The 18,276-nt window shown below is 68.9% G+C and carries 20 protein-coding genes; 14 read left to right on the forward strand and 6 right to left on the reverse strand.

Translation table 11 applies throughout. The features are described 5' to 3' along the window. Window positions 1–24: 24 nt before the first annotated feature. The 5 genes from JJQ90_RS08455 (at window position 25) to JJQ90_RS08475 (ending at window position 4,382) form a co-directional block, all read left to right on the forward strand. Window positions 25–252, forward strand: coding sequence for an ATP synthase subunit C family protein (locus JJQ90_RS08455; RefSeq protein WP_216874325.1), 228 nt, complete (start codon window positions 25–27; stop codon window positions 250–252). A 91-nt stretch (window positions 253–343) separates the two neighbouring features. Further along, entirely contained in the window at window positions 344–844 is a 501-nt protein-coding gene (locus JJQ90_RS08460; RefSeq protein WP_216874327.1) for a F0F1 ATP synthase subunit B family protein, read from the forward strand. A gap of 12 nt (window positions 845–856) precedes the next feature. Then, window positions 857–1,366, forward strand: coding sequence for a F0F1 ATP synthase subunit B family protein (locus JJQ90_RS08465; RefSeq protein ID WP_216874329.1), 510 nt, complete (start codon window positions 857–859; stop codon window positions 1,364–1,366). A gap of 178 nt (window positions 1,367–1,544) precedes the next feature. Beyond that, a complete protein-coding gene (locus JJQ90_RS08470; RefSeq protein WP_230410494.1) occupies window positions 1,545–3,128 on the forward strand; it encodes an ABC transporter substrate-binding protein in 1,584 nt (527 codons plus the stop codon). A 162-nt stretch (window positions 3,129–3,290) separates the two neighbouring features. Next, window positions 3,291–4,382, forward strand: coding sequence for a branched-chain amino acid aminotransferase (locus JJQ90_RS08475; RefSeq protein WP_216874331.1), 1,092 nt, complete (start codon window positions 3,291–3,293; stop codon window positions 4,380–4,382). 50 nt (window positions 4,383–4,432) lie between these two features. Here JJQ90_RS08475 and JJQ90_RS08480 read toward each other — a convergent pair whose 3' ends face one another. Continuing rightward, window positions 4,433–4,825, reverse strand: a complete 393-nt coding sequence (locus JJQ90_RS08480; protein ID WP_216874333.1) for a metallopeptidase family protein — start codon at window positions 4,823–4,825, stop codon at window positions 4,433–4,435. 61 nt (window positions 4,826–4,886) lie between these two features. On the opposite strand from JJQ90_RS08480, the gene JJQ90_RS08485 reads away from it, so the two are divergent. After that, entirely contained in the window at window positions 4,887–5,189 is a 303-nt protein-coding gene (locus JJQ90_RS08485; protein WP_216874335.1) for a 4a-hydroxytetrahydrobiopterin dehydratase, read from the forward strand. 77 nt (window positions 5,190–5,266) lie between these two features. Beyond that, on the forward strand, window positions 5,267–6,388 hold the full coding sequence (locus JJQ90_RS08490) for a branched-chain amino acid ABC transporter substrate-binding protein (RefSeq protein ID WP_216874337.1): 1,122 nt from the start codon (window positions 5,267–5,269) through the stop codon (window positions 6,386–6,388). Window positions 6,389–6,419: 31 nt separating this feature from the next. Here JJQ90_RS08490 and JJQ90_RS08495 read toward each other — a convergent pair whose 3' ends face one another. Then, on the reverse strand, window positions 6,420–7,382 hold the full coding sequence (locus tag JJQ90_RS08495; RefSeq protein ID WP_216874339.1) for a Bug family tripartite tricarboxylate transporter substrate binding protein: 963 nt from the start codon (window positions 7,380–7,382) through the stop codon (window positions 6,420–6,422). Window positions 7,383–7,447: 65 nt separating this feature from the next. On the opposite strand from JJQ90_RS08495, the gene JJQ90_RS08500 reads away from it, so the two are divergent. The 4 genes from JJQ90_RS08500 (at window position 7,448) to JJQ90_RS08515 (ending at window position 12,155) form a co-directional block, all read left to right on the forward strand. Further along, complete coding sequence (locus JJQ90_RS08500; RefSeq protein ID WP_216874342.1) at window positions 7,448–9,010, forward strand: sulfatase-like hydrolase/transferase; 1,563 nt, start codon at window positions 7,448–7,450, stop codon at window positions 9,008–9,010. Window positions 9,011–9,103: 93 nt separating this feature from the next. Next, window positions 9,104–10,426, forward strand: a complete 1,323-nt coding sequence (locus JJQ90_RS08505) for an ABC transporter substrate-binding protein (RefSeq protein ID WP_216874344.1) — start codon at window positions 9,104–9,106, stop codon at window positions 10,424–10,426. Continuing rightward, window positions 10,423–11,322 (forward strand): carbohydrate ABC transporter permease, encoded by a 900-nt coding sequence (locus tag JJQ90_RS08510; protein WP_230410495.1) that lies wholly within the window; start codon window positions 10,423–10,425, stop codon window positions 11,320–11,322. Before JJQ90_RS08505 ends, JJQ90_RS08510 begins: the two co-directional genes overlap by 4 nt. Before the next feature lie 14 nt (window positions 11,323–11,336). Beyond that, a complete protein-coding gene (locus JJQ90_RS08515; protein WP_230410496.1) occupies window positions 11,337–12,155 on the forward strand; it encodes a carbohydrate ABC transporter permease in 819 nt (272 codons plus the stop codon). On the opposite strand, the gene JJQ90_RS08520 is transcribed toward JJQ90_RS08515, so the two are convergent. The 4 genes from JJQ90_RS08520 to JJQ90_RS08535 form a co-directional block, all read right to left on the reverse strand. Further along, entirely contained in the window at window positions 12,156–12,659 is a 504-nt protein-coding gene (locus JJQ90_RS08520) for a flavin reductase (RefSeq protein ID WP_216874348.1), read from the reverse strand. Between the two features lie 69 nt (window positions 12,660–12,728). After that, a complete protein-coding gene (locus tag JJQ90_RS08525; RefSeq protein WP_216874350.1) occupies window positions 12,729–13,439 on the reverse strand; it encodes a DUF3047 domain-containing protein in 711 nt (236 codons plus the stop codon). A gap of 58 nt (window positions 13,440–13,497) precedes the next feature. Then, complete coding sequence (locus JJQ90_RS08530; RefSeq protein ID WP_216874352.1) at window positions 13,498–14,052, reverse strand: GNAT family N-acetyltransferase; 555 nt, start codon at window positions 14,050–14,052, stop codon at window positions 13,498–13,500. 21 nt (window positions 14,053–14,073) lie between these two features. Beyond that, window positions 14,074–15,216, reverse strand: coding sequence for a hypothetical protein (locus JJQ90_RS08535; protein WP_216874353.1), 1,143 nt, complete (start codon window positions 15,214–15,216; stop codon window positions 14,074–14,076). A 118-nt stretch (window positions 15,217–15,334) separates the two neighbouring features. Between JJQ90_RS08535 and JJQ90_RS08540 the strand changes: the two genes are divergently transcribed. The 3 genes from JJQ90_RS08540 (at window position 15,335) to JJQ90_RS08550 (ending at window position 18,274) form a co-directional block, all read left to right on the forward strand. Further along, entirely contained in the window at window positions 15,335–16,162 is an 828-nt protein-coding gene (locus JJQ90_RS08540) for a CoA transferase subunit A (protein WP_216874354.1), read from the forward strand. A 124-nt stretch (window positions 16,163–16,286) separates the two neighbouring features. Further along, on the forward strand, window positions 16,287–17,042 hold the full coding sequence (locus JJQ90_RS08545) for a CoA-transferase (RefSeq protein WP_230410497.1): 756 nt from the start codon (window positions 16,287–16,289) through the stop codon (window positions 17,040–17,042). Then, complete coding sequence (locus JJQ90_RS08550) at window positions 17,039–18,274, forward strand: CaiB/BaiF CoA transferase family protein (protein ID WP_216874355.1); 1,236 nt, start codon at window positions 17,039–17,041, stop codon at window positions 18,272–18,274. The genes JJQ90_RS08545 and JJQ90_RS08550 overlap by 4 nt, the downstream gene beginning before the upstream one ends. The last annotated feature ends 2 nt before the right edge of the window (window positions 18,275–18,276 follow it).

Raw genomic sequence — 18,276 nt, forward strand, 5'->3', positions numbered from 1 at the left:
TCGACGTCGAAAAGGATTACTTTCATGGAAATCGTGCTTGCTGCGAAGGCGATCGGTGCCGGCATCGCGGTCCTCGCCCTGTTCGGCGTCGGCCTGGCCCTTGGCAACATCTTCTCCACGCTGATCGCCTCCGTGGCCCGCAACCCGGCGTCCCGCGATGCCGTGTTCCCGATCGGCATCCTGGGCTTCGCGCTGACGGAAGCCGTGGCGCTGTTCGCCCTGCTGATCGCCTTCCTGATCCTGTTCGCCTGATTTTCGCGGCCGGCACGTGCCGGCCGCGACGTGCGAGTGGCGCGCCGGCCAAGGGGGTTGGCGCGCATCAGGGACGTTGACGGGGAACATCATGCCGCAGCTCGATTTCGGCAACCCGCTGATGATCGCCCAGATCGTCTGGTTGCTGATCATCTTCGGAGTCCTCTACTTCGTGCTCGCCACCTACGCGCTGCCGCGCGTGGAGGCGGTGCTGGAGGATCGCCGGCGCCGGATCGAGGGTGACCTCGAGGCCGCCCAGGCGGCGAAGGCCGAAGCCGATGCGGCCATGGCGACGCATCGCGAGGCGACCGCCAAGGCCCGTGCCGAGGCACAGGCCGCCATCGCCGCTGCCCTTCAGGCGGCGCAGGCCGAATCCGCCCAGCGGTCGGAAGCCCTGGCCGCGAGGCTGGCGCAGCAGATCGAGGCGGCCGAGGGCCGCATCGTCGCGGCGCGGGATTCCGCCATGCGGTCGCTGCGCCAGGTCTCCACCGAGACCACGGTCGCCGTGCTGCAGCGCCTGACCGGTGAGGCCGACCAAGCCGCGGTGGGTGCCGCGGTGGACCGTGCGCTCGTCGCGCGCGGCCAAGCGTAAGGACCCGCCGCCATGGCCCATCACTACGCGCATTTCTGGCTCGACCCGAAGTTCTGGGTCGCCATGTCCTTCGTGCTGTTCGTGCTGCTGGTCGGCAAGATGGCCTGGAGCCGGATCACCGGCATGCTGGACGCCCGCGGCGCCCGCATCCAGTCGGAGCTTTCCGAGGCGTCCCGCCTGCGGGTCGAGGCCGAGGCGATGCGCCGGCAGGCCGAGGCCGACCGCGCCGCCGCCCTGGCGGAGGCGGAGCAGATGATCGCCCGCGCCCGCGTCGAGGCCGGCCGCGTGGCCGAGGCCGCGGCGCTGGAGGCGGAGCAATCCGCCAAGCGGCGTGAGCGCATGGCGATGGACCGCATCGCCGCCGCGGAGGCCTCCGCGGTCGCCGAGGTGCGCAACGCCGCCGCCGAGATCGCCGGCCAGGCGGCGCGCGACGTGCTGGCGCAGACCATGGATGCCGAGAAGGACGCCGTGCTGATCGACCGCGCGGTGGCCGATCTGCCTCGCGCGCTTCGTGCGGCCTGAGACAGTGGTCGCGCTTCGCGCGGCCTGAGACAGTGGTCGCGTTGCGCGCGGCCTGATCTTTCCTGAATGTCGTGCCTGCCGAACGGGGACCCCTTGGGGTCCCCGTTTTGCGTTGATGCGGGTTTCCTTCCCGGCGGATGCCGGTAGTCTTCGCGGGATCGAAGAATCAGGAGACTCCATGCGTCGCCACCTTCTCGCTGCCGCGCTCTTGGCCGGCACCGCCTGCGCCGTGCCGATGGCCGCCCAGGCCAACCTGTTCCGATGGGCCAATGACGGCGACGTCAATTCCATGGACCCCTATGCGCGGCAGGAAACCTTCCTGCTGATGTTCAACGGCAATATCTATGAGCCGCTGGTGCGCCGGAACCGCCAGCTCCAGGTCGAGGCCGCGCTGGCCGAGAGCTGGACGCAGCCCAGCCCGACCGTCTGGCGCTTCCAGCTGCGCCGCGGCGTCACCTTCCAGGACGGCACGCCCTTCACCGCGCAGGACGTCGTCTTCTCCTACACCCGCGCCAAGGCCCAGGGCAGCAATGTCGGCGGCAGCCTGGCCAGCGTGAAGGAAGCGCGCGCGATCGACGACCACACGCTGGAAATCGAGACCACGGCGCCGAACCCGATCTTCCTGGAGGAGATCACCGGCATCGGCATCATGTCGCAGCGCTGGGCCGAGGCGAACAACGCCACCCGCAGCGCCGACCTGACCTCGGGCGCCGAGAATTTCGCGACGCGCAACGCCATGGGCACGGGGCCGTTCCGCCTGGTGAGCCGGGAGCCGGACCGCCGCACGGTGCTGGCGCCGAACCCCGGCTGGTGGGACCGCGCGGAGCACAACCTGACCCGCGTCGAGTTCAACGTCATCGCCAATGACGCGACGCGCGTGGCCGCCCTGCTCTCGGGCGAGGTGGACATGGTCTACACCGTGCCGCCGCAGGACACGCAGCGCCTGTCCCGCACCAATGGCATCACCATCCACCAGCAGGCGGAACTGCGGACGATCTATTTCGGCTTCGACCAGCTTCGGCCGGAACTGCTGAAGTCCGATGTGCGCGGCCGCAATCCCTTCCAGGATGTGCGGGTGCGCCAGGCCTTCAACCATGCGCTGGATCGCGCCGCGATCGTCCGCACCGTCATGCGCGGCCAGGCCCGTGCCACCGGGTTGATGATCGGCCCGGGGGTGAACGGCCATACCGAGGCGCGGGACCAGATCCCGGCCTACAACCCCGACCTGGCGCGCCGCCTGCTGACCGAGGCCGGCTATCCCAACGGCTTCGGCGTGACTCTGGACTGCCCGAACGACCGCTACGTGAATGACGAGGCGATCTGCACGGCGGCGGTTTCCATGCTGGCGCGCGTCGGCATCCGGGTGACGCTGAACGCCCAGACCCGCGCCCGCTACTTCGCCGAGATCCTGGGCCCGCGCTACAACACCAGCTTCTACATGCTGGGTTGGACCCCCAACACCTACGACGCCCACAACGCCTTCTTCAACCTGATGGCGTCGCGGGAAGGCAATCGCGGCATGTTCAATGTCGGCGGCTTCAGCAACGCCCGCTTCGACGAGCTGGTGGGCCTGATGGCGGTGGAAACCGACGTCGCGAAGCGCAACGCCATGGTGGAGGAGGCGATGCGCATCCACACCGAACAGGCCGGCCACGCCCCGCTGCACCAGCAGACGGTGATCTGGGCGGCGCGCAGCAACGTCCAGCTCCAGCAGCTGGCCGACAACTGGTTCCCGCTGCGCTTCGTGCGCATGGGCAATTAGTCTCATGGGGGCGCCAGGCGACTGGCGTCCCACTACGGCAGTGTAGCTGACCTATTATGCCTCCGGCGCATGGGTGCATTGTTAGCTTCGGTGGCTCCCTTACGCATGGGTGTTGCGATAGCATCGGGTCACACGCAATAAAAACCGAGAGCGACAGACGCCATGACCCAGTCCGCCCGCTTCCCCACCACCCTCACGCGCAACTCGAAGCCGCGGCAGCCGGACTCCGCCCTGGCCTTCGGCAAGAGCTTCACCGACCACATGTTCCTGATGGACTATGTCGAGGGGAAGGGCTGGCACGATCCGCGCATCGTCCCCTACGGCCCGCTCAGCATGGACCCGGCGACCACCGTGCTGCACTACGCCCAGGCGGTGTTCGACGGGCTGAAGGCCTATCGCGGCGCCGATGGCACCATCCGCCTGTTCCGCGCCCAGCGCCATGCGGAGCGCCTCGGCAAGTCCTGCGCCGGCCTCTGCATCCCGCCGATCCCGGCCGACCTCGTGCGCCAGAGCTTCGAGGCGATCGTCGGCGTGGACCATGACTGGGTGCCGCGGACCGAGGGCACCAGCCTCTATATCCGCCCGACCGTGATCGCGACCGATGTGATGCTCGGCGTGCATCCGTCGCACAGCTACACCTATTTCGTCATCTGCTCGCCGGTCGGCGCCTATTACAAGGAAGGCGTGAAGCCGGTCCGCATCCTGGCGACCGACACGCATGTGCGCGCGGTGCAGGGCGGCCTCGGCGAGTCCAAGGCCGCCGCCAACTACGCGGCCTCCCTCTCGGCGCAGCAGGAGGCGGAGCGCCAGGGCTTCACCCAGGTGCTGTGGCTGGATGGCGTGGAGCGGCGCTGGATCGACGAGGTCGGCACCATGAACATCATGATGAAGATCGGCGACGAGGTGGTGACCCCGCCCTTGGCCGGCACCATCCTGGATGGCGTCACCCGCAACTCCATCCTGACCCTGCTGCGCGACTGGGGCCACACCGTCTCCGAACGCCCGGTGAGCATCCAGGAAGTGATGCAGGCCGGGCGCGAGGGCAGGCTGACCGAGATGTGGGGCACCGGCACCGCCGCCGTTGTCTCCCCGGTGGGCGAGCTGGGCTACAAGGGCGACCGCATCAGCATCGGCAATGGCCAGACCGGCGCGCTGACCCAGAAGTTGTATGACAGCATCATCGGCATCCAATACGGCCGACTGCCGGATGCGCATGGCTGGATGAGCACGGTGCCGGTGCCCGTGGAGGCGTAACCGCAAGGCCCTCTCCCCCTGTCAGGGGGAGAGGCCACGCGGCGGCCTCGCTACTCGCTCTCCAGCCGGTCGATATCATCGTCCGAAAAGCCGAAATGATGCGCGATCTCATGGATCAGCACATTTCGGACAAGCCGGAACAGATCCTCTCCGGTCTCCACCCATTCCAGCAGGATCGGTTCCCGGTACAGGGTGATGCTGTCGGGCTCGCCCGGGGCGTCGAAGACGCTCTTCTGGGTCATCGGCACGCCGCGATACAGGCCGGTCAGCGCCCAGGGGCTCTCGAAGCCGAGTTCGGCGGCGGTTTCGTCATCCGCCACCTCCTCCACCACGATGGCCGCGCCGCGGACCAGGTCGCGCAGCTCCTTGGGAATGGCGGAGAAGGCCTGCTCGGCCATCTCCACGATGTCCTCAAGCGTGGGGGGGTGGTGGAATCGGGTCATCGGGTGCTTCCTTCCCGCAGCCGCCGCCGGCGTCAAGTCCGATGAGGGAGAACACCCCGCCATGATCCGTCCGCTGGATGCCGCGACCCGCGCCGAACTGCCCCATACCCTGCCGCTGTGGCAGCTGGCGGAGGGGCGGGATGCCATCACCCGCCGCTTCCGCTTCGCCGATTTCTCCACCGCCTGGGCCTTCATGTCCCGTGTGGCCTTGCTGGCGGAGAAGCTGGATCACCATCCGGAATGGTCCAATGTGTGGAACCGGGTGGAGATCCTGCTGACCACCCATGATGCCGGCGGCCTCTCGGAGCGGGACATCGCCATGGCGCAGGCGATCGACGCGATCGAGCCCCCGCGCATTCTCTGACGCTGGTCAGGCGCCCCGACACTCGCTTACCCTTGCGTCACCGGGCCAATGGCGCCCTGAAACAGGGAGTGGGTGGGATGATGAAGCGCAGGACGATGCTTGGCGGCAGCTTGGCCGCACCGATGCTGCTGGCGGGCGGACGTGGTGCCTTCGCCCAGGGTTCCGGCCCGATCCGGGTGGCGACCGCGGGGCCGATGACCGGGCAGTATGCGGCTTTCGGTGGCCAGATGCGCGCGGGTGCCGAACAGGCGATCACCGACCTCAACGCCGCCGGCGGCGTGCTCGGCCGGCAGCTTGCGCTGGAAGTGGGCGACGATGCCTGCGACCCGCGCCAGGCGGTCTCCGTCGCCAACCAGCTCGCCTCCCGCCGCGTGGCGCTGGTGGCGGGGCATTTCTGCTCCGGCAGCTCCATCCCAGCCAGCAAGGTCTATGGCGAGGAAGGCGTGCTGCAGATCAGCCCGGCCTCGACCAACCCGGCCTATACGGATAGTGGCGACTGGAACACCTTCCGCGTCTGCGGTCGCGACGACCAGCAGGGCCTGGTGGCCGGGCGCTACATCGCCCAGAACATGCGCGACCGCCGCATCGCCATCCTGCACGACAACACCGCCTATGGCCGTGGCCTGGCGGAGGAGACCAAGAAGTCGCTGAACGCGGCGGGTGTGACGGAGACGCTGTATTCCGCCTATACCCCCGGCGAGCGCGACTATTCGGCCATCGTCTCCCGCCTCCAGCAGGCGGAGATCGGCGTGGTCTATGTCGGCGGCTACCACACCGAATCCGGGCTGATCCTGCGCCAGGCCAAGGAAGTCGGGATGAACCTGACCCTGATCGGCGGCGACGCGCTGGTGACCAACGAGTTCTGGCAGATCACCGGCGCGGCCGGTGAGGGCACGCTGATGACCTTCAGCAGCGACCCCCGCAAGCGCCCGACCGCGGCGCAGGTGGTGCAGCGCTTCCGCGCCCGCAATGTCGATCCGGAGGGCTATGTCCTCTACACCTACGCCGCCATGCAGATCTGGGCGGCGGCCGCGACCCGCGCGGGCGGCACCGATCCGCGCCGCATCGCCGCCCTGCTGAAGTCCGGCGGCCCCTGGGCCAGCGTGCTGGGCGACATCAACTTCGACCAGAAGGGCGATGTCACCGTGCCGGATTATGTCTTCTACGTCTGGCGCAACGGCACCTACGCCGAGATGTAGCCTGCCGGGAGGGGGCGGCGCGGTGCCGCCCCTATTCCACCCGCATCCCCGTCGCCTGCACCACCTCCCGCCACCTGCCGGAAGCTCGCGCCACCCAGGCCTCCGCCGCCGCGCCGTCCCCGGCCTCCGGCGTCACGGCCCAATTGGCCAGCCGCGCCTGCGCCGCCGGGTCGGCGAAGACCGTGGCGACCAGCCGGGCCGCCGCCGCCCGCGCGGCCTCCGGCACGTCGCGCGGCGCCATCAGCAGATAGGCGAAGCGGATGTCGAAGCCGGCATGGCCCTGCTCCGCCACGGTCGGCACATCGGGCAGCATCGGCAGCCTTGCCGGGCCGGAAATGGCCAGTGCCCGCAGCCTTCCATCCTTCACGATTTCCGCCCCGCCGGAGATAGCGATGAAGCCGGCCTGCACCCGCCCGGCCAGCAGCTCCGTCACCGCCTGGGCATTGCCGCGGAAGGGGATGTGCTCCAACTGCCCGGGCCGTAGGCCAAGCGAATGGCTGAGATGTTCCATCGCCAGATGCCCCGGGGAGCCATAGCCGGCCGAGGCATATTGCACCGGCTGCCGCCGCGCCCGGTCGAGGAATTCCGCCAGCGTCCCGATCCCGGCGGAGGGATGCACCAGAAGCACCACCGGATAGGTTCCGGCCACCGCCACGGGCCGCAGCGCGGCCGGGTCGAATCCCAGATTGCCATAGACATGCGGGTTGACCGTGAAGCTGCTGTCGATCGCCAGCAGCAGGGTGCGGCCATCCGGCGCGGCGCGGGCGGTCAGCGCCGCGGCGATATTGCCATTGGCGCCGGGGCGGTTGTCCACCATGGCAGTGCCCAGGCCGAGCCTTGGCGCGGCCTCCGCCAGCAGCCGGGCGATGCCGTCCAGCGCCGCGCCGGGCGGGAAGGCGGCGATGATGCGCAGCGGGTCGCCACCCTGGGCCAAAGCCGGCCTGCCGGCCAAGGTCAGCGCCGCGGCCAGGGCCGCGCGTCGGGACAGTCTCATCCGCTTCTCCCCAGGCGTGTTGTTGGCCCCTATGCTGCGGGACGGAACCTGGGGGGACAAGGCCGATGGCCACGCGCAATGTGCTGTTCATCATGTGCGACCAGCTGCGCTGGGACCACATGGCCTGCGCCGGCCATCCCTTCCTGAAGACGCCGAACCTGGATGCGCTGGCCGCCCGCGGCGTGCGTTTTTCTCAGTCCTATGTGCAGTCAGGTATCTGCGGCCCCTCCCGCATGTCCTACTACACCGGCCGCTATGTCTCCTCGCATGGGGCCACCCACAACCGCGTGCCGCTTTCTGTCGGAGAGGTGACGCTCGGCTGGCATTTGCGGGAGGCGGGGCGGACCCTGGCCCTGGCCGGCAAGACCCATGTCCTGCCGGACGCGCATGGCATGAAGCGCCTGCGGCTCGATGGCCAGCACGACCTGGCCGCGCTGTTGCGGGAGGGCTGGTTCACGCTGGTGGATCGCCATGATGGCCACCATGCCGAGCCCGACAGCGCCTATGCCCATTGGCTGCGCGGCAAGGGCTACGACAGCGCCGATCCCTGGACCGACTACGTCATCGCCGTGCAGGACGCGCAAGGCCAGGTCCATAACGGCTGGAAGATGCGCAATGCCCGCCTGCCCGCGCGCGTGGCGGAGGAACACAGCGAAACGGCCTATACGGCGGACCAGGGCATCGCCTTCATGGAGCAGCAGGGCGAAACGCCCTGGGTTCTGCACCTGTCATTCGTGAAACCGCACTGGCCCTATATCGCCCCCGCGCCCTACCACGCGATGTATTCCGCCAATCAATGCCTGCCCGTCGCGCGCCACCCGGCGGAGCGGGGGGCGGAGGCACATCCGCTGCTGCGCGAATGGCAGAGGGAGGAAGTGTCGGAAAGCTTCCAGCAGGATGACTGCATCAGCACCGTCCGCCCGGCCTATCAGGGCCTCATCACCCAGCTCGACGACCATCTCGGCCGGGTGTGGGACACACTGACCCGGCTGGGGCGCTGGCAGGACACGCTGGTGGTCTTCTGCTCCGACCATGGCGACTACCTCGGCGACCATTGGATGGGGGAGAAGGAGCTGTTCCACGACTGCGTGCAGCGCGTGCCCATGCTGGTCTACGACCCCTCGCCGGAAGCCAATGCCACGCGCGGCACCGTCGATGACCGCTTCGTGGAGGCGATCGACCTGGTGCCGACCTTTCTGGACGCGCTCGGCCTCGATCCCGCACCGCATCTGCTGGAGGGAAGGTCGCTGCTGCCGCTGACGCGCGGCCAAGGCGTGCCCTGGCGTGATTCGGTGGTCTCCGAGCTGGATTGGACCTTTCGTGGTGCGCGGCGGCGGCTGGGCGAGAAGGTGGGGCAGCACCACGCCTGGATGCTGCGCGATGCGCGCTGGAAATACGTGCACTGGACCAGCGGCTACCGCCCCCAATTGTTCGACCTGCAGGCCGACCCGCAGGAGTTTTTCGATCTTGGCGCCGATCCGGCGTTCGAGCCGGTGCGGGCCGCCATGCGCGAAAGGCTGCTGACCTGGTTCACCGGGCTGAAGCGCCGCACGACCCTGACCTGGGCGGAGGCCGAATTGCGCACCGACCGGCACAAGGCGGCGGGCGTCTTCTACGGGGAGTGGTAGCGCCGGCTTCACGAAGCCGCGACCGGCGGTTGCGCCGACCTTCCGTTCGCGTTGTCCTGCCCGGAACGGAAACGCCGGGGGGAGGGAATGCGCATGGCATGGCGCGCGGCCATCGGCTTCGCCGTGGCCCTGGCGATCGCACCGGCGGCGGCCCAGGTGAGCGCGCCTCCGGCGCGGGCCCAGGTCACGCTGGCGATATCCTGCGGCGCCGTGGGCATGGAGCTGGAGCTGTGCCGTGAAGGCGCCGAGGCCTGGGCGCGGCAGACCGGCAACCGCATCACCATGGTCTCCACCCCCAGCGGCAGCACCGAACGGCTGGCGCTGTACCAGCAGCTTCTGGCGGCGCGATCGGCGGATATCGACGTGCTGCAGCTCGACGTCGTCTGGCCCGGCATCCTGGCGCGCCACCTGATGGACCTCAGCCCGCATGTGGATGCGGCGGAGCGTGTCCGCCATTTCCCCGCGCTGGTCCGCAACAACACGGTGGAGGGCCGCTTCCTCGCCATGCCCTGGCTGACCAATGCGGGCCTTCTCTACTACCGCCGCGATCTTCTGGAACGCCACGGCCGCACGGTGCCGGAGAGCTGGCAGGAGCTGGCGGAGACCGCCGGCCTCATCATGCGCGCCGAACGCGCCGCCGGGGAGGACCGCCTCTGGGGCCTGGTCTTCCAGGGCCGCGCCTATGAGGGGCTGACGGTGAATGCGCTGGAATGGCTGCACAGCCATGGCGGCGGCAGCATCGTGGAGGCCGATGGCCGCGTTTCCGTCAATACGCCGGACGCCCGCGTCGCCATCGCCCAGGCCGCGTCCTGGATCGGCACCATCACCCCGCGCGGCGTGCTGAACTATGCGGAGGAGGAGGCGCGCGGCGTCTTCCAGACCGGCAATGCCGTCTTCATGCGCAACTGGCCCTATGCCTGGCCGCTCCTCAACGCGGAGGACAGCGTGGTGCGCGGCCGCGTTGGCGTGGCGCTGCTGCCGCGCGGCGGGCCAGGGGGCACGCATAGCGCGACACCGCAGGGCGCGCATAGCGCGACGCTGGGCGGCGAACAGCTCGCCGTCTCACGCTATTCGCGCCATCCCGAACAGGCGCTGTCCCTGGTGCTGTATCTGACGGGTCGGGAGGAACAGAAGCGCCGTGCCATCACCGGCGGCTTCAACCCCAGCCGGCTCGACCTGTATGAGGATGCGGAGGTGCTGGGCGCGAACCCGTTCTTCGGCGAGTTGTTCGAGGTGTTCGTCAACGCCGTGCCGCGCCCCTCCGCCGTCACCGGCAGCCGCTACAACCAGGTCTCGGCGGAATTCTGGAACGCGGTGCATGTGGTGCTGGCCGGGCAGGTGGCGCCGGGGCCGGCGCTGGACCGGCTGGAACGCAACCTGACCCGGATCGGTCGCGGCGGGCGGTGGGACCGATGAGCGTCTCGCCGATGCAGCGGGCGCGGCGGCGCGGGGCCTGGCTGTTCCTGGCGCCGATGCTGCTGGTGCTGGCGGGCATCGCCGGCTGGCCGCTGGGGCGAACGATCTTCTTCTCCCTGACCGATGCGCGACTCGACCTGCTGGGCGATTATGGCTTCATCGGGCTGGAGAACTACCTCTGGCTGGCGCGCGACCCGGAATGGTGGGCGGCGGTGCGCAACACGCTGGTCTTCGCCAGCATCTCCGTCAGCCTGGAAACGCTGCTGGGCATCGTCATCGCCCTGGTCCTGAACGCCAGGATGCGCGGGCGCGGGCTGTTGCGGGCGGCGATGCTGATCCCCTGGGCGATCCCGACCGTGGTCTCGGCGCAGATGTGGGGCTGGATGCTGCATGACCAGTATGGCGTCATCAACGAGATGTTCTTGGCTGTCGGCCTGATCGCGGAACCACGTGCCTGGACGGCGGATTACGGCACGGCGCTGGCCGCCATCATCGCCGTGGATGTCTGGAAGACAACGCCCTTCATGGCGCTGCTGGTGCTGGCGGCGCTGCAATTGCTGCCGGAGGAATTGTACGAGGCGGCGGAGATCGACGGCCTCGGCCCGGTCGGCCGCTTCTTCCGCATCACCCTGCCGCTGATCTGGCCGGCGCTGATGGTCGCGATCATCTTCCGCACCCTGGACGCGCTGCGGGTCTTCGACCTGATGTATGTGCTGACCGGCAACAGCCGCGCCACGGCGTCGATGTCGGTCTATGCGCGGCAGCAGCTCGTGGACTTCCAGGATGTTGGCTATGGCTCGGCGGCGGCCACCGGGCTGTTCCTGGTGATCGCCATCGTCACCGCGCTGTTCCTGACCTTCGGGCGGCTGCGGCTGGGCGCGGAGCCGGGGCGATGAGGAGGCCGGGACGCATGCTGGGCCGCGCGGCCTTCTTCCTGTTGGTGCTGGTGATCGTCGCCTACACCGTCTTTCCCTTCTACTGGGCCATCGTCGCCTCCCTGAAGGAGGGCAGCGCGCTGTTCACGGTGGAGGCCTGGCCGTCCCGCCCCGCCTGGGACAACTATTTGGCCGTTTTTCGCGAACAGCCTTTTGGGCGGAACATCCTGAATTCCGTGATCGTGGCGGGTGGCGTCGTTGCCCTGTCCCTGGCGCTCGGCCTGTCTGCCGCCTTCGCCCTCGGCCGGGTGCAGTTCCGCGGGCGCAAAATGCTGCTGCTGGTGATCCTGGGCGTGTCGATGTTTCCGCAGGTGGCGGTGCTGTCGGGCCTGTTCGAGCTGATCCGCGCGCTGGGCCTCTACAACAACCTGCTCGGCCTGACGCTGAGCTACCTGATCTTCACCCTGCCCTTCACCGTCTGGGTGCTGACCACCTTCCTGCGGGAGATGCCCGTGGAGTTGGAGGAAGCGGCGATGATGGACGGCGCCGGCCCCTTCACCGTGCTGACCCGCATCTTCCTGCCGCTGATGGGTCCGGCCATGGCGACCACCGGCCTGCTGGCCTTCATAGCCGCCTGGAACGAGTTCCTGTTCGCCCTGACCTTCACCCTGACCGATGAGATGCGGACGGTGCCGGTGGCCATCGCGCTCATCACCGGCGCCAGCAGTTTTGAGCTGCCCTGGGGTCGCATCATGGCCGCCAGCGTCATCGTCACCGTGCCGCTGATCCTGCTGGTGCTCGTCTTCCAGCGCCGCATCGTGGCCGGGCTGACCGCGGGGGCGGTGAAGGGGTAGTCACGCTGCCGCTTCGTCGTGCCCCACCGGGTGGTAGCCGCGCCCGTACCAGATCAGCGCCCGCCCCGGCAGGCCCTGGCGGATCGCCGCGACCTCGGCGAACAGCACGCTATGGGTGCCCTTCTCGATGACATCGACGATGTGGCAGTCGAAGGACACGGCCGCGGCCTCCAGCACCGGGGCGCCCGTGGCCAAGGTGGACCAGGCGCCGAAGGCGAAGCGCCCTTCGCCCTTCAGCCCGCCAATGCCGGCAAAGGCATCCGAGATATCCCGCTGGCCGGCCGCCAGCGCATTCACACACAGCACGCCATTCGCCTTGACCAGCGCATTGCCGGAGGAGGAGCGGTTCAGGCAGACCAGCAGAGTCGGCGGATCATCCGTCACGGAACACACGGCGCTGGCCGTGAAGCCGCCCCGCCCGGCGCTGCCGGCGCTGGTCACCACATTCACCGCGGCGCCGAGCCGGGCCATGGCATCACGGAATTCGTCTCGGCTGACTGTCATGGCCCTCGGTCTTGTCTGGTCACGCTGCCCTGCAACATGGGTCGCGACAGCCGACTTGGGAAGCCGCCTTCAGCCGCAGGGGACCAGCCGGATGTTCTCCACCTGGGCGTCGATCGGGCTGTTGGTGTCGTCCACATCCGTGCCGATCGCCACTTCCAGCAGCCCGGGCACGGCCTGGCCGCCGAAGGCCACGCGCCAATCTGTGCCGAGATCCACCTTCTCCTCCACCCATTGCCCGCGCCGGGCCTCGGCGGGGTGCATGATGCGGACGCGGGAGATGGCGGTGCTCCAGGGGCTGGCGAAGAAACCGCGCGGCGCGCCCGCCGCCTCCTGCCCCGTGCCACCCCAGACATAGGACAGCGCGCTGCGCGGCAGGCGGTGGTCGCCGGCCACGGCCTGGGCCATCGCCATCTGGGCGCGGGCGCCAAGGCCTGCATTCGGCCCGTAATCCGTGAAACCCACGGTCAGCGCCAGCGCCCGGTCATCGCCGCCCTTGCGGCGCAGGTCGGTGGGCGGCGGCCCGGCATCGACGCGCCAGCGCCAGGCGAGGCAGGTGGCCTGGCCGGGCAGGGGGCGATGCACGAAGGCTGCCTGCCCACGCCCCTGCACCCGGACGCCGCCGGAGGGTGTTGCCTGGAACTGGGCGGGCTCGATGCCCTGCCAGCGCACCTTGCGCCAGCCCAGCCGTTCGAGGTCCGGCGGCGTGATGCCGGGTGCGATGGCGGCGATGAGCAACGGGGCGGCGCAGGCCACGGCCAGCGCAAGGGCGGGTCGTTTCATGCGGATAGAGTTGCGGCTGGCGGTCCGTGAAACAAGTGTTACTTCGCGGCGCGGCGATTCATTCCTCCAGATCGCGCGCCGCCATCCACCCCGCCCGGTCCAGCGCGTACCAGAAATGCCGGCTGAGCCGATGCCCCGCCGGCAGCCGCGGATGCAGGAAGTCCCCCTGCCGCCGCATCCCCAGCCGCTCCATCAACCGCCAGGAGGCTTCGTTTGCCGGCGGGGTGAAGGCGATGATGCGGTCCAGCCGCAGCCGGCCAAAACCGTAGGCCAGCGCCAGCCGCGCCGCTTCCTCGGCCAGGCCCTGGCGCTGATGCGCGCGGGTGATGCGCCAGCCGATCTCGATGGCGGGGGTGAAGGGCGCCTGCCAGGGCACCTCCAGCAGCCCGACCACGCCGACGCAGCCGGCGCCCGGCAGGTCCACCGCGCCGAAGGAAAAGCCGTGTGCCGCCTGATGCGCCATCATCCGCGCCACCCAGGCATCGCTCTCCGCCCGGTCCATCGGCGCGGCGAAATGGCGCATCACCTCCGGGTCGCTGTTCATCGCGAAGACCGCATCGCGGTCCCCGGGCGCCAGGGGGCGGAGGGTCAGGCGGGGGCCGTGCAGCAGCATGGGGCGTCCGTGAGGGTGGTGTCAGAGCCGCGCAGGGTAGGCCTGGCCCAGGGCTTGTGCCATCCACCGCCTGGCGAAGCGGCTCGCGGTCTCATTTTCCTGCCGGTACTGGGCAATCTTGTCGGTGCATTTTTGGAAGTCCGAGAAGAGGATGTCGATTCCTTTGAATTTCCCGAGGGCCGTGCTGAGCTGATCGCTCACAAGCCCGCCCAGGGCGCCCCCCTCTGACGCATAACTTGTCAGCAGGGTGCGAACGCGCCATCCGCCTGCCGGCGAGAGCTTCGGCTTCACCACGCCCAACAGCTTCACGGCCGCGAAGGCCCCGGGGCCGAGCAGGCCAGCATTGACCGGATGGACAAAGAGACCCACGCCCCCGAGGGCGCCGCGAACGATCGGATGGCGGGCGACATTCTGGTCGAAGCGCGCATCCACCAGCCGCCACTCCTCGATATGTTTCAGCATCTTGAGCAACTCGCGGGCCAATGGCTTGGGAATGTCGCCTTCTCGGGGCATGCCGCCGAGGGCCGCGTGGGTGCCGTCCAGCACCAGTCGCGGGCGCGGCGTCCGGGTCCCTGGCTCACCTTCGTCGCCGACATTGGTCCAGCCGACGCGGCTGCCCCAGTGGCGGGACCGGCGGACGACCGCGCTCGGACCCACGTCGCGCGCGATCCAGGTGTCGTCGATGTCGCTCGACATATCCACCGGATCGAATAGGGCCAGGCTGGCAATGCGCAGCCGCCCGGCATGGCGGTCGCGCAGTCGTTGGAGCTGCTGAACCACGGGCTTGGACTTGCCGAAGGTCAAAAGGCGCGCGGTGTTGGACGCCCAGCCCTGGGGCGGTTGCGACAGCGCATTGGCGATATCGAGCGCCATGGCGGCACCCCGGCTGTAGCCGGCGAGGTGGATGCCCAGCATCCCATCCGCCGTCTTCGCGTGCCGCTCGATATGATCCAGCGCTTCCTTGAAGGACCTGTTGACATAGCGGCCGAGGGCGTTGGGACCGCGGACATAGTGGCTGTGCGAAGCAGGGAGGCGGGAATTGACAATGATGCGGCGCACATGGCTGTCCGCGAATTTCTCATCGTAGACGTCCGGCGCCATGTCCCCGAACAGATTGGCGTGGCTCCCATCGATTCCCACGAGGACCTCAGCGTCCTTGGCCATGGCCCCACCCCGTTTCCGAATCGAAGTCGCAACGTGCGGCTTCCGGGGAGGCTTGTCCACCCAAACCCCTTCGCGCGCGGGGCAAGCCGGCGTAGTTAGGGTGCATGAGGACCGTCACATGACCCCAAACTCGCCCGATAGCCTCGCCGCGACCGTGCCGGATGGCGCGCTGCTGGCCCTTCCCCCCGACAATTCGCTGCCTTCCGTGGCCCTGGCCCGGGCGCTGGTGCGGCGTGGCGCGAAGCGGCTGCGGCTGCTGGGCGTGCCGGTCTCCGGCTTTGCCACGGATCTGCTGATCGGCGCCGGCTGCGTCGCGGAGATCCAGACCAGCGCCGCCTCGCTCGGCGAGGCCGGTTTCGCGCCGCGCTTTTCCGCCGCGCTGAAGGCCGGCAGCATCACGCTGCGCGACGCCACCTGCCCGGCGATCCATTCCATGCTCCAGGCGGCCGAGAAGGGCATTCCCTTCATGGCGCTGCGCGGCATCATCGGCAGCGACATTTTGGCCAATCGCCCCGACTGGAAGGTGGTGCCGAACCCGATGGGCGACGGCGTCTCCGACCCCATCGTGCTGCTGCCCGCTCTGTCGCCCGATGTGGCGCTGATCCATGGCGTGATGGCGGATGAGGCCGGCAATATCTGGGTCGGCCGCCGGCGGGAACTGGCGACGGTCGCCCATGCCTCGAAGCGCGTGCTCGCCACCGTCGAGCGGATGGTGAAGGGCGACATGCTGGAGGATGAGAAGCTCGCCCCCGGCTGCATCAGCGGCACCTATATCGAGGCGGTGGCCGTGGCCGAGCGCGGCGCCTGGCCGGTGGCGCTGCTGGACGAATACGGCTTCGACGCGGCGCATGTCGCGGAATATGCCCGCATGGCCAAGACCGAAGCCGGCTTTGCCGAATATCTCGACCGCTACGTTCTGACCCAGCAGGCGCAGGCCGCGGAATGAGACCTTTTAAGCAAACGACCGACCTGCGGCCGGCATCCTTCGCCGGCCGAGCGGCCGAACGGCCGCCGCGCCCAGTGGCGCGTAGCCAAGCGGCCGGAGGCCGCGCCCGGCGACTGAGGGCCACATGGATATGACGATTAAATTGGAAGAACGCCTCGCCGCCACCCTGGCACGGCTGATCCTGGACCCGGCGGCGCCGCCGGCGCGCCATATCGCGGTGGGCGCGGCCAGCCCGATTCCGGCCGCGGCCTGCTGGCTGGTGAAGAAGCAGGGCCATCCCGTGCGGCTCTCCCTGCTGCACAAGCGCACCGGCAATCCCTTCAGCGAGGGATCGCGGGAGCTGTTCGACCTGACCGGGCAGGGGCGGATCGACCTGTTCTTCCTCGGCGGCGGGCAGATCGACGGCCAGGCGAACCTCAACCTGGTCGGCACCGGCGAATGGCCCGGCAAGTCCGTGCGCTTCCCCGGCAGCTTCGGCAGCGCCTACATGTATTTCATGACGCCGCGCACCATCCTGTTCCGCGAGGAACACTCCGCCCGCGTGCTGGTGCAGAAGGTGGACAATATCTCGGCGCCCGGCGTGTCGGAGCCCGGCGTCTTCCGCCGCGGCACGGCGCAGGCCCTGGTCACCGGCAAATGCGTTTTTGCCTTCCATCCGGACCGCGCGCGCTTCTCGCTGGCCAGCATCCATCCCGGCGAGACCGTCGACAGCATCCGCGCCGCGACCGGCTTCGACTTCGACGTGGCGGATGACGTGCCGCAGACCCCCGATCCGACCGAGGCCGAGCTCGCTTTGCTGCGCGGGCCGATCTGCGACGAGATGCTGGAAACCTATCCGGAGTTCTGTGCCCGCGTGTTCGACAGGAAACTTGCCGCATGACCGACGCGGTTCCCATGGCGCAGGGCAAGGGCCTGGCCCTGTCACCCGGCGCGCTCGCCGGCCTCAAGGTCATCGACCTCACCCGCGTTCTCGGCGGCCCCTATTGCACCATGATCCTCTCCGACCACGGGGCGGAGGTGGTGAAGATCGAGCCGCCGCAGGGCGACGAGGTGCGCGACTGGGGCCCGCCCTTCGTCGATGACTCCGCCAGCTATTTCATCGGTGTGAACCGCAACAAGCGGTCGCTCGCGCTCGATCTCGGCAAGCCGGAGGGGCGGGAGGTGCTGATGCGCCTGCTCGACGGCGCCGATGTGCTGATCGAGAACTACAAGCCCGGCGCCATGGAGAAATGGGGCATGGGCTATGCCGATGTCCTGTCCAAGCGTTTCCCGAAGCTGGTGCACTGCCGCGTTTCCGGCTTCGGGCCGGATGGGCCGCTGGGTGCGCTGCCGGGCTATGACGCGGTGATCCAGGCCATGGTCGGGCTGATGTCGATCAATGGCAACGACACCACCGGCCCACTGCGCATGGGCACGCCGATCGTCGACCTCGCCACCGGCCTCTACTCCGCCATCGCCATCCTGATGGCGCTGCAGGAGCGGACGAAAAGCGGCCAAGGCCAGTTCCTGGATATGAGCCTGCATGATTGCGGCATGGCGCTGCTGCACCCTCAGGCGGCGAATTTCTTCCTTAACGACAAGCGCCCGAAGGCCACGGGCAACCCGCACCCGAATATCTCGCCCTATTCCAAGTACCGGACGAAGACCTGCGAGATCTTCCTGGCGGTCGGCAACGACCCGACCTTCCGGAAAGTCTGCAAGTTCCTGTCGCTGGATGGCCTGCCGGATGATGCGCGCTTCCGCAGCAATGGCGACCGCCTGACCAACCGGGACACGCTGACCGAAATCCTCGAAGCGCGCCTGGCGGCGGAGGATGGGCACGAGCTGTGCGACCGCCTGCTGCGCGCCGGCGTGCCGGCCGGGCCGGTGCTGCATGTGGACGAGGCGATGGCCGCGCCCCATACAGCGCATCGGCAGATGGTCACGGAGCTCGGCAGCTACCGGGGCCTCGGCACGCCGATCAAGATGAGCCGGACGCCGGGCGGCACACGCGCCGCCCCGCCGCGCTTCAACGAACATGGCGATGACATCCTCGCCCGCCACGGTTTTTCGGCGGAGGAAGTCACGGCCTTGAAGGAAAAGGGAATTGTGGTGGCGGTACGCCGGACATGAGC

The organism is Falsiroseomonas oleicola (assembly GCF_019029495.1).
In the GTDB taxonomy this organism is placed as follows: domain Bacteria; phylum Pseudomonadota; class Alphaproteobacteria; order Acetobacterales; family Acetobacteraceae; genus Falsiroseomonas; species Falsiroseomonas oleicola.

Coding starts and splice junctions, on each gene's coding strand:
- JJQ90_RS08455 (WP_216874325.1), top strand. CDS start 25: ATGGAAATCGTGCTTGCTGCGAAGGCGATCGGTGCCGGCATCGCGGTC.
- JJQ90_RS08460 (WP_216874327.1), top strand. CDS start 344: ATGCCGCAGCTCGATTTCGGCAACCCGCTGATGATCGCCCAGATCGTC.
- JJQ90_RS08465 (WP_216874329.1), top strand. CDS start 857: ATGGCCCATCACTACGCGCATTTCTGGCTCGACCCGAAGTTCTGGGTC.
- JJQ90_RS08470 (WP_230410494.1), top strand. CDS start 1,545: ATGCGTCGCCACCTTCTCGCTGCCGCGCTCTTGGCCGGCACCGCCTGC.
- JJQ90_RS08475 (WP_216874331.1), top strand. CDS start 3,291: ATGACCCAGTCCGCCCGCTTCCCCACCACCCTCACGCGCAACTCGAAG.
- JJQ90_RS08480 (WP_216874333.1), bottom strand. CDS start 4,825: ATGACCCGATTCCACCACCCCCCCACGCTTGAGGACATCGTGGAGATG.
- JJQ90_RS08485 (WP_216874335.1), top strand. CDS start 4,887: ATGATCCGTCCGCTGGATGCCGCGACCCGCGCCGAACTGCCCCATACC.
- JJQ90_RS08490 (WP_216874337.1), top strand. CDS start 5,267: ATGATGAAGCGCAGGACGATGCTTGGCGGCAGCTTGGCCGCACCGATG.
- JJQ90_RS08495 (WP_216874339.1), bottom strand. CDS start 7,382: ATGAGACTGTCCCGACGCGCGGCCCTGGCCGCGGCGCTGACCTTGGCC.
- JJQ90_RS08500 (WP_216874342.1), top strand. CDS start 7,448: ATGGCCACGCGCAATGTGCTGTTCATCATGTGCGACCAGCTGCGCTGG.
- JJQ90_RS08505 (WP_216874344.1), top strand. CDS start 9,104: ATGGCATGGCGCGCGGCCATCGGCTTCGCCGTGGCCCTGGCGATCGCA.
- JJQ90_RS08510 (WP_230410495.1), top strand. CDS start 10,423: ATGAGCGTCTCGCCGATGCAGCGGGCGCGGCGGCGCGGGGCCTGGCTG.
- JJQ90_RS08515 (WP_230410496.1), top strand. CDS start 11,337: ATGCTGGGCCGCGCGGCCTTCTTCCTGTTGGTGCTGGTGATCGTCGCC.
- JJQ90_RS08520 (WP_216874348.1), bottom strand. CDS start 12,659: ATGACAGTCAGCCGAGACGAATTCCGTGATGCCATGGCCCGGCTCGGC.
- JJQ90_RS08525 (WP_216874350.1), bottom strand. CDS start 13,439: ATGAAACGACCCGCCCTTGCGCTGGCCGTGGCCTGCGCCGCCCCGTTG.
- JJQ90_RS08530 (WP_216874352.1), bottom strand. CDS start 14,052: ATGCTGCTGCACGGCCCCCGCCTGACCCTCCGCCCCCTGGCGCCCGGG.
- JJQ90_RS08535 (WP_216874353.1), bottom strand. CDS start 15,216: ATGGCCAAGGACGCTGAGGTCCTCGTGGGAATCGATGGGAGCCACGCC.
- JJQ90_RS08540 (WP_216874354.1), top strand. CDS start 15,335: ATGACCCCAAACTCGCCCGATAGCCTCGCCGCGACCGTGCCGGATGGC.
- JJQ90_RS08545 (WP_230410497.1), top strand. CDS start 16,287: ATGGATATGACGATTAAATTGGAAGAACGCCTCGCCGCCACCCTGGCA.
- JJQ90_RS08550 (WP_216874355.1), top strand. CDS start 17,039: ATGACCGACGCGGTTCCCATGGCGCAGGGCAAGGGCCTGGCCCTGTCA.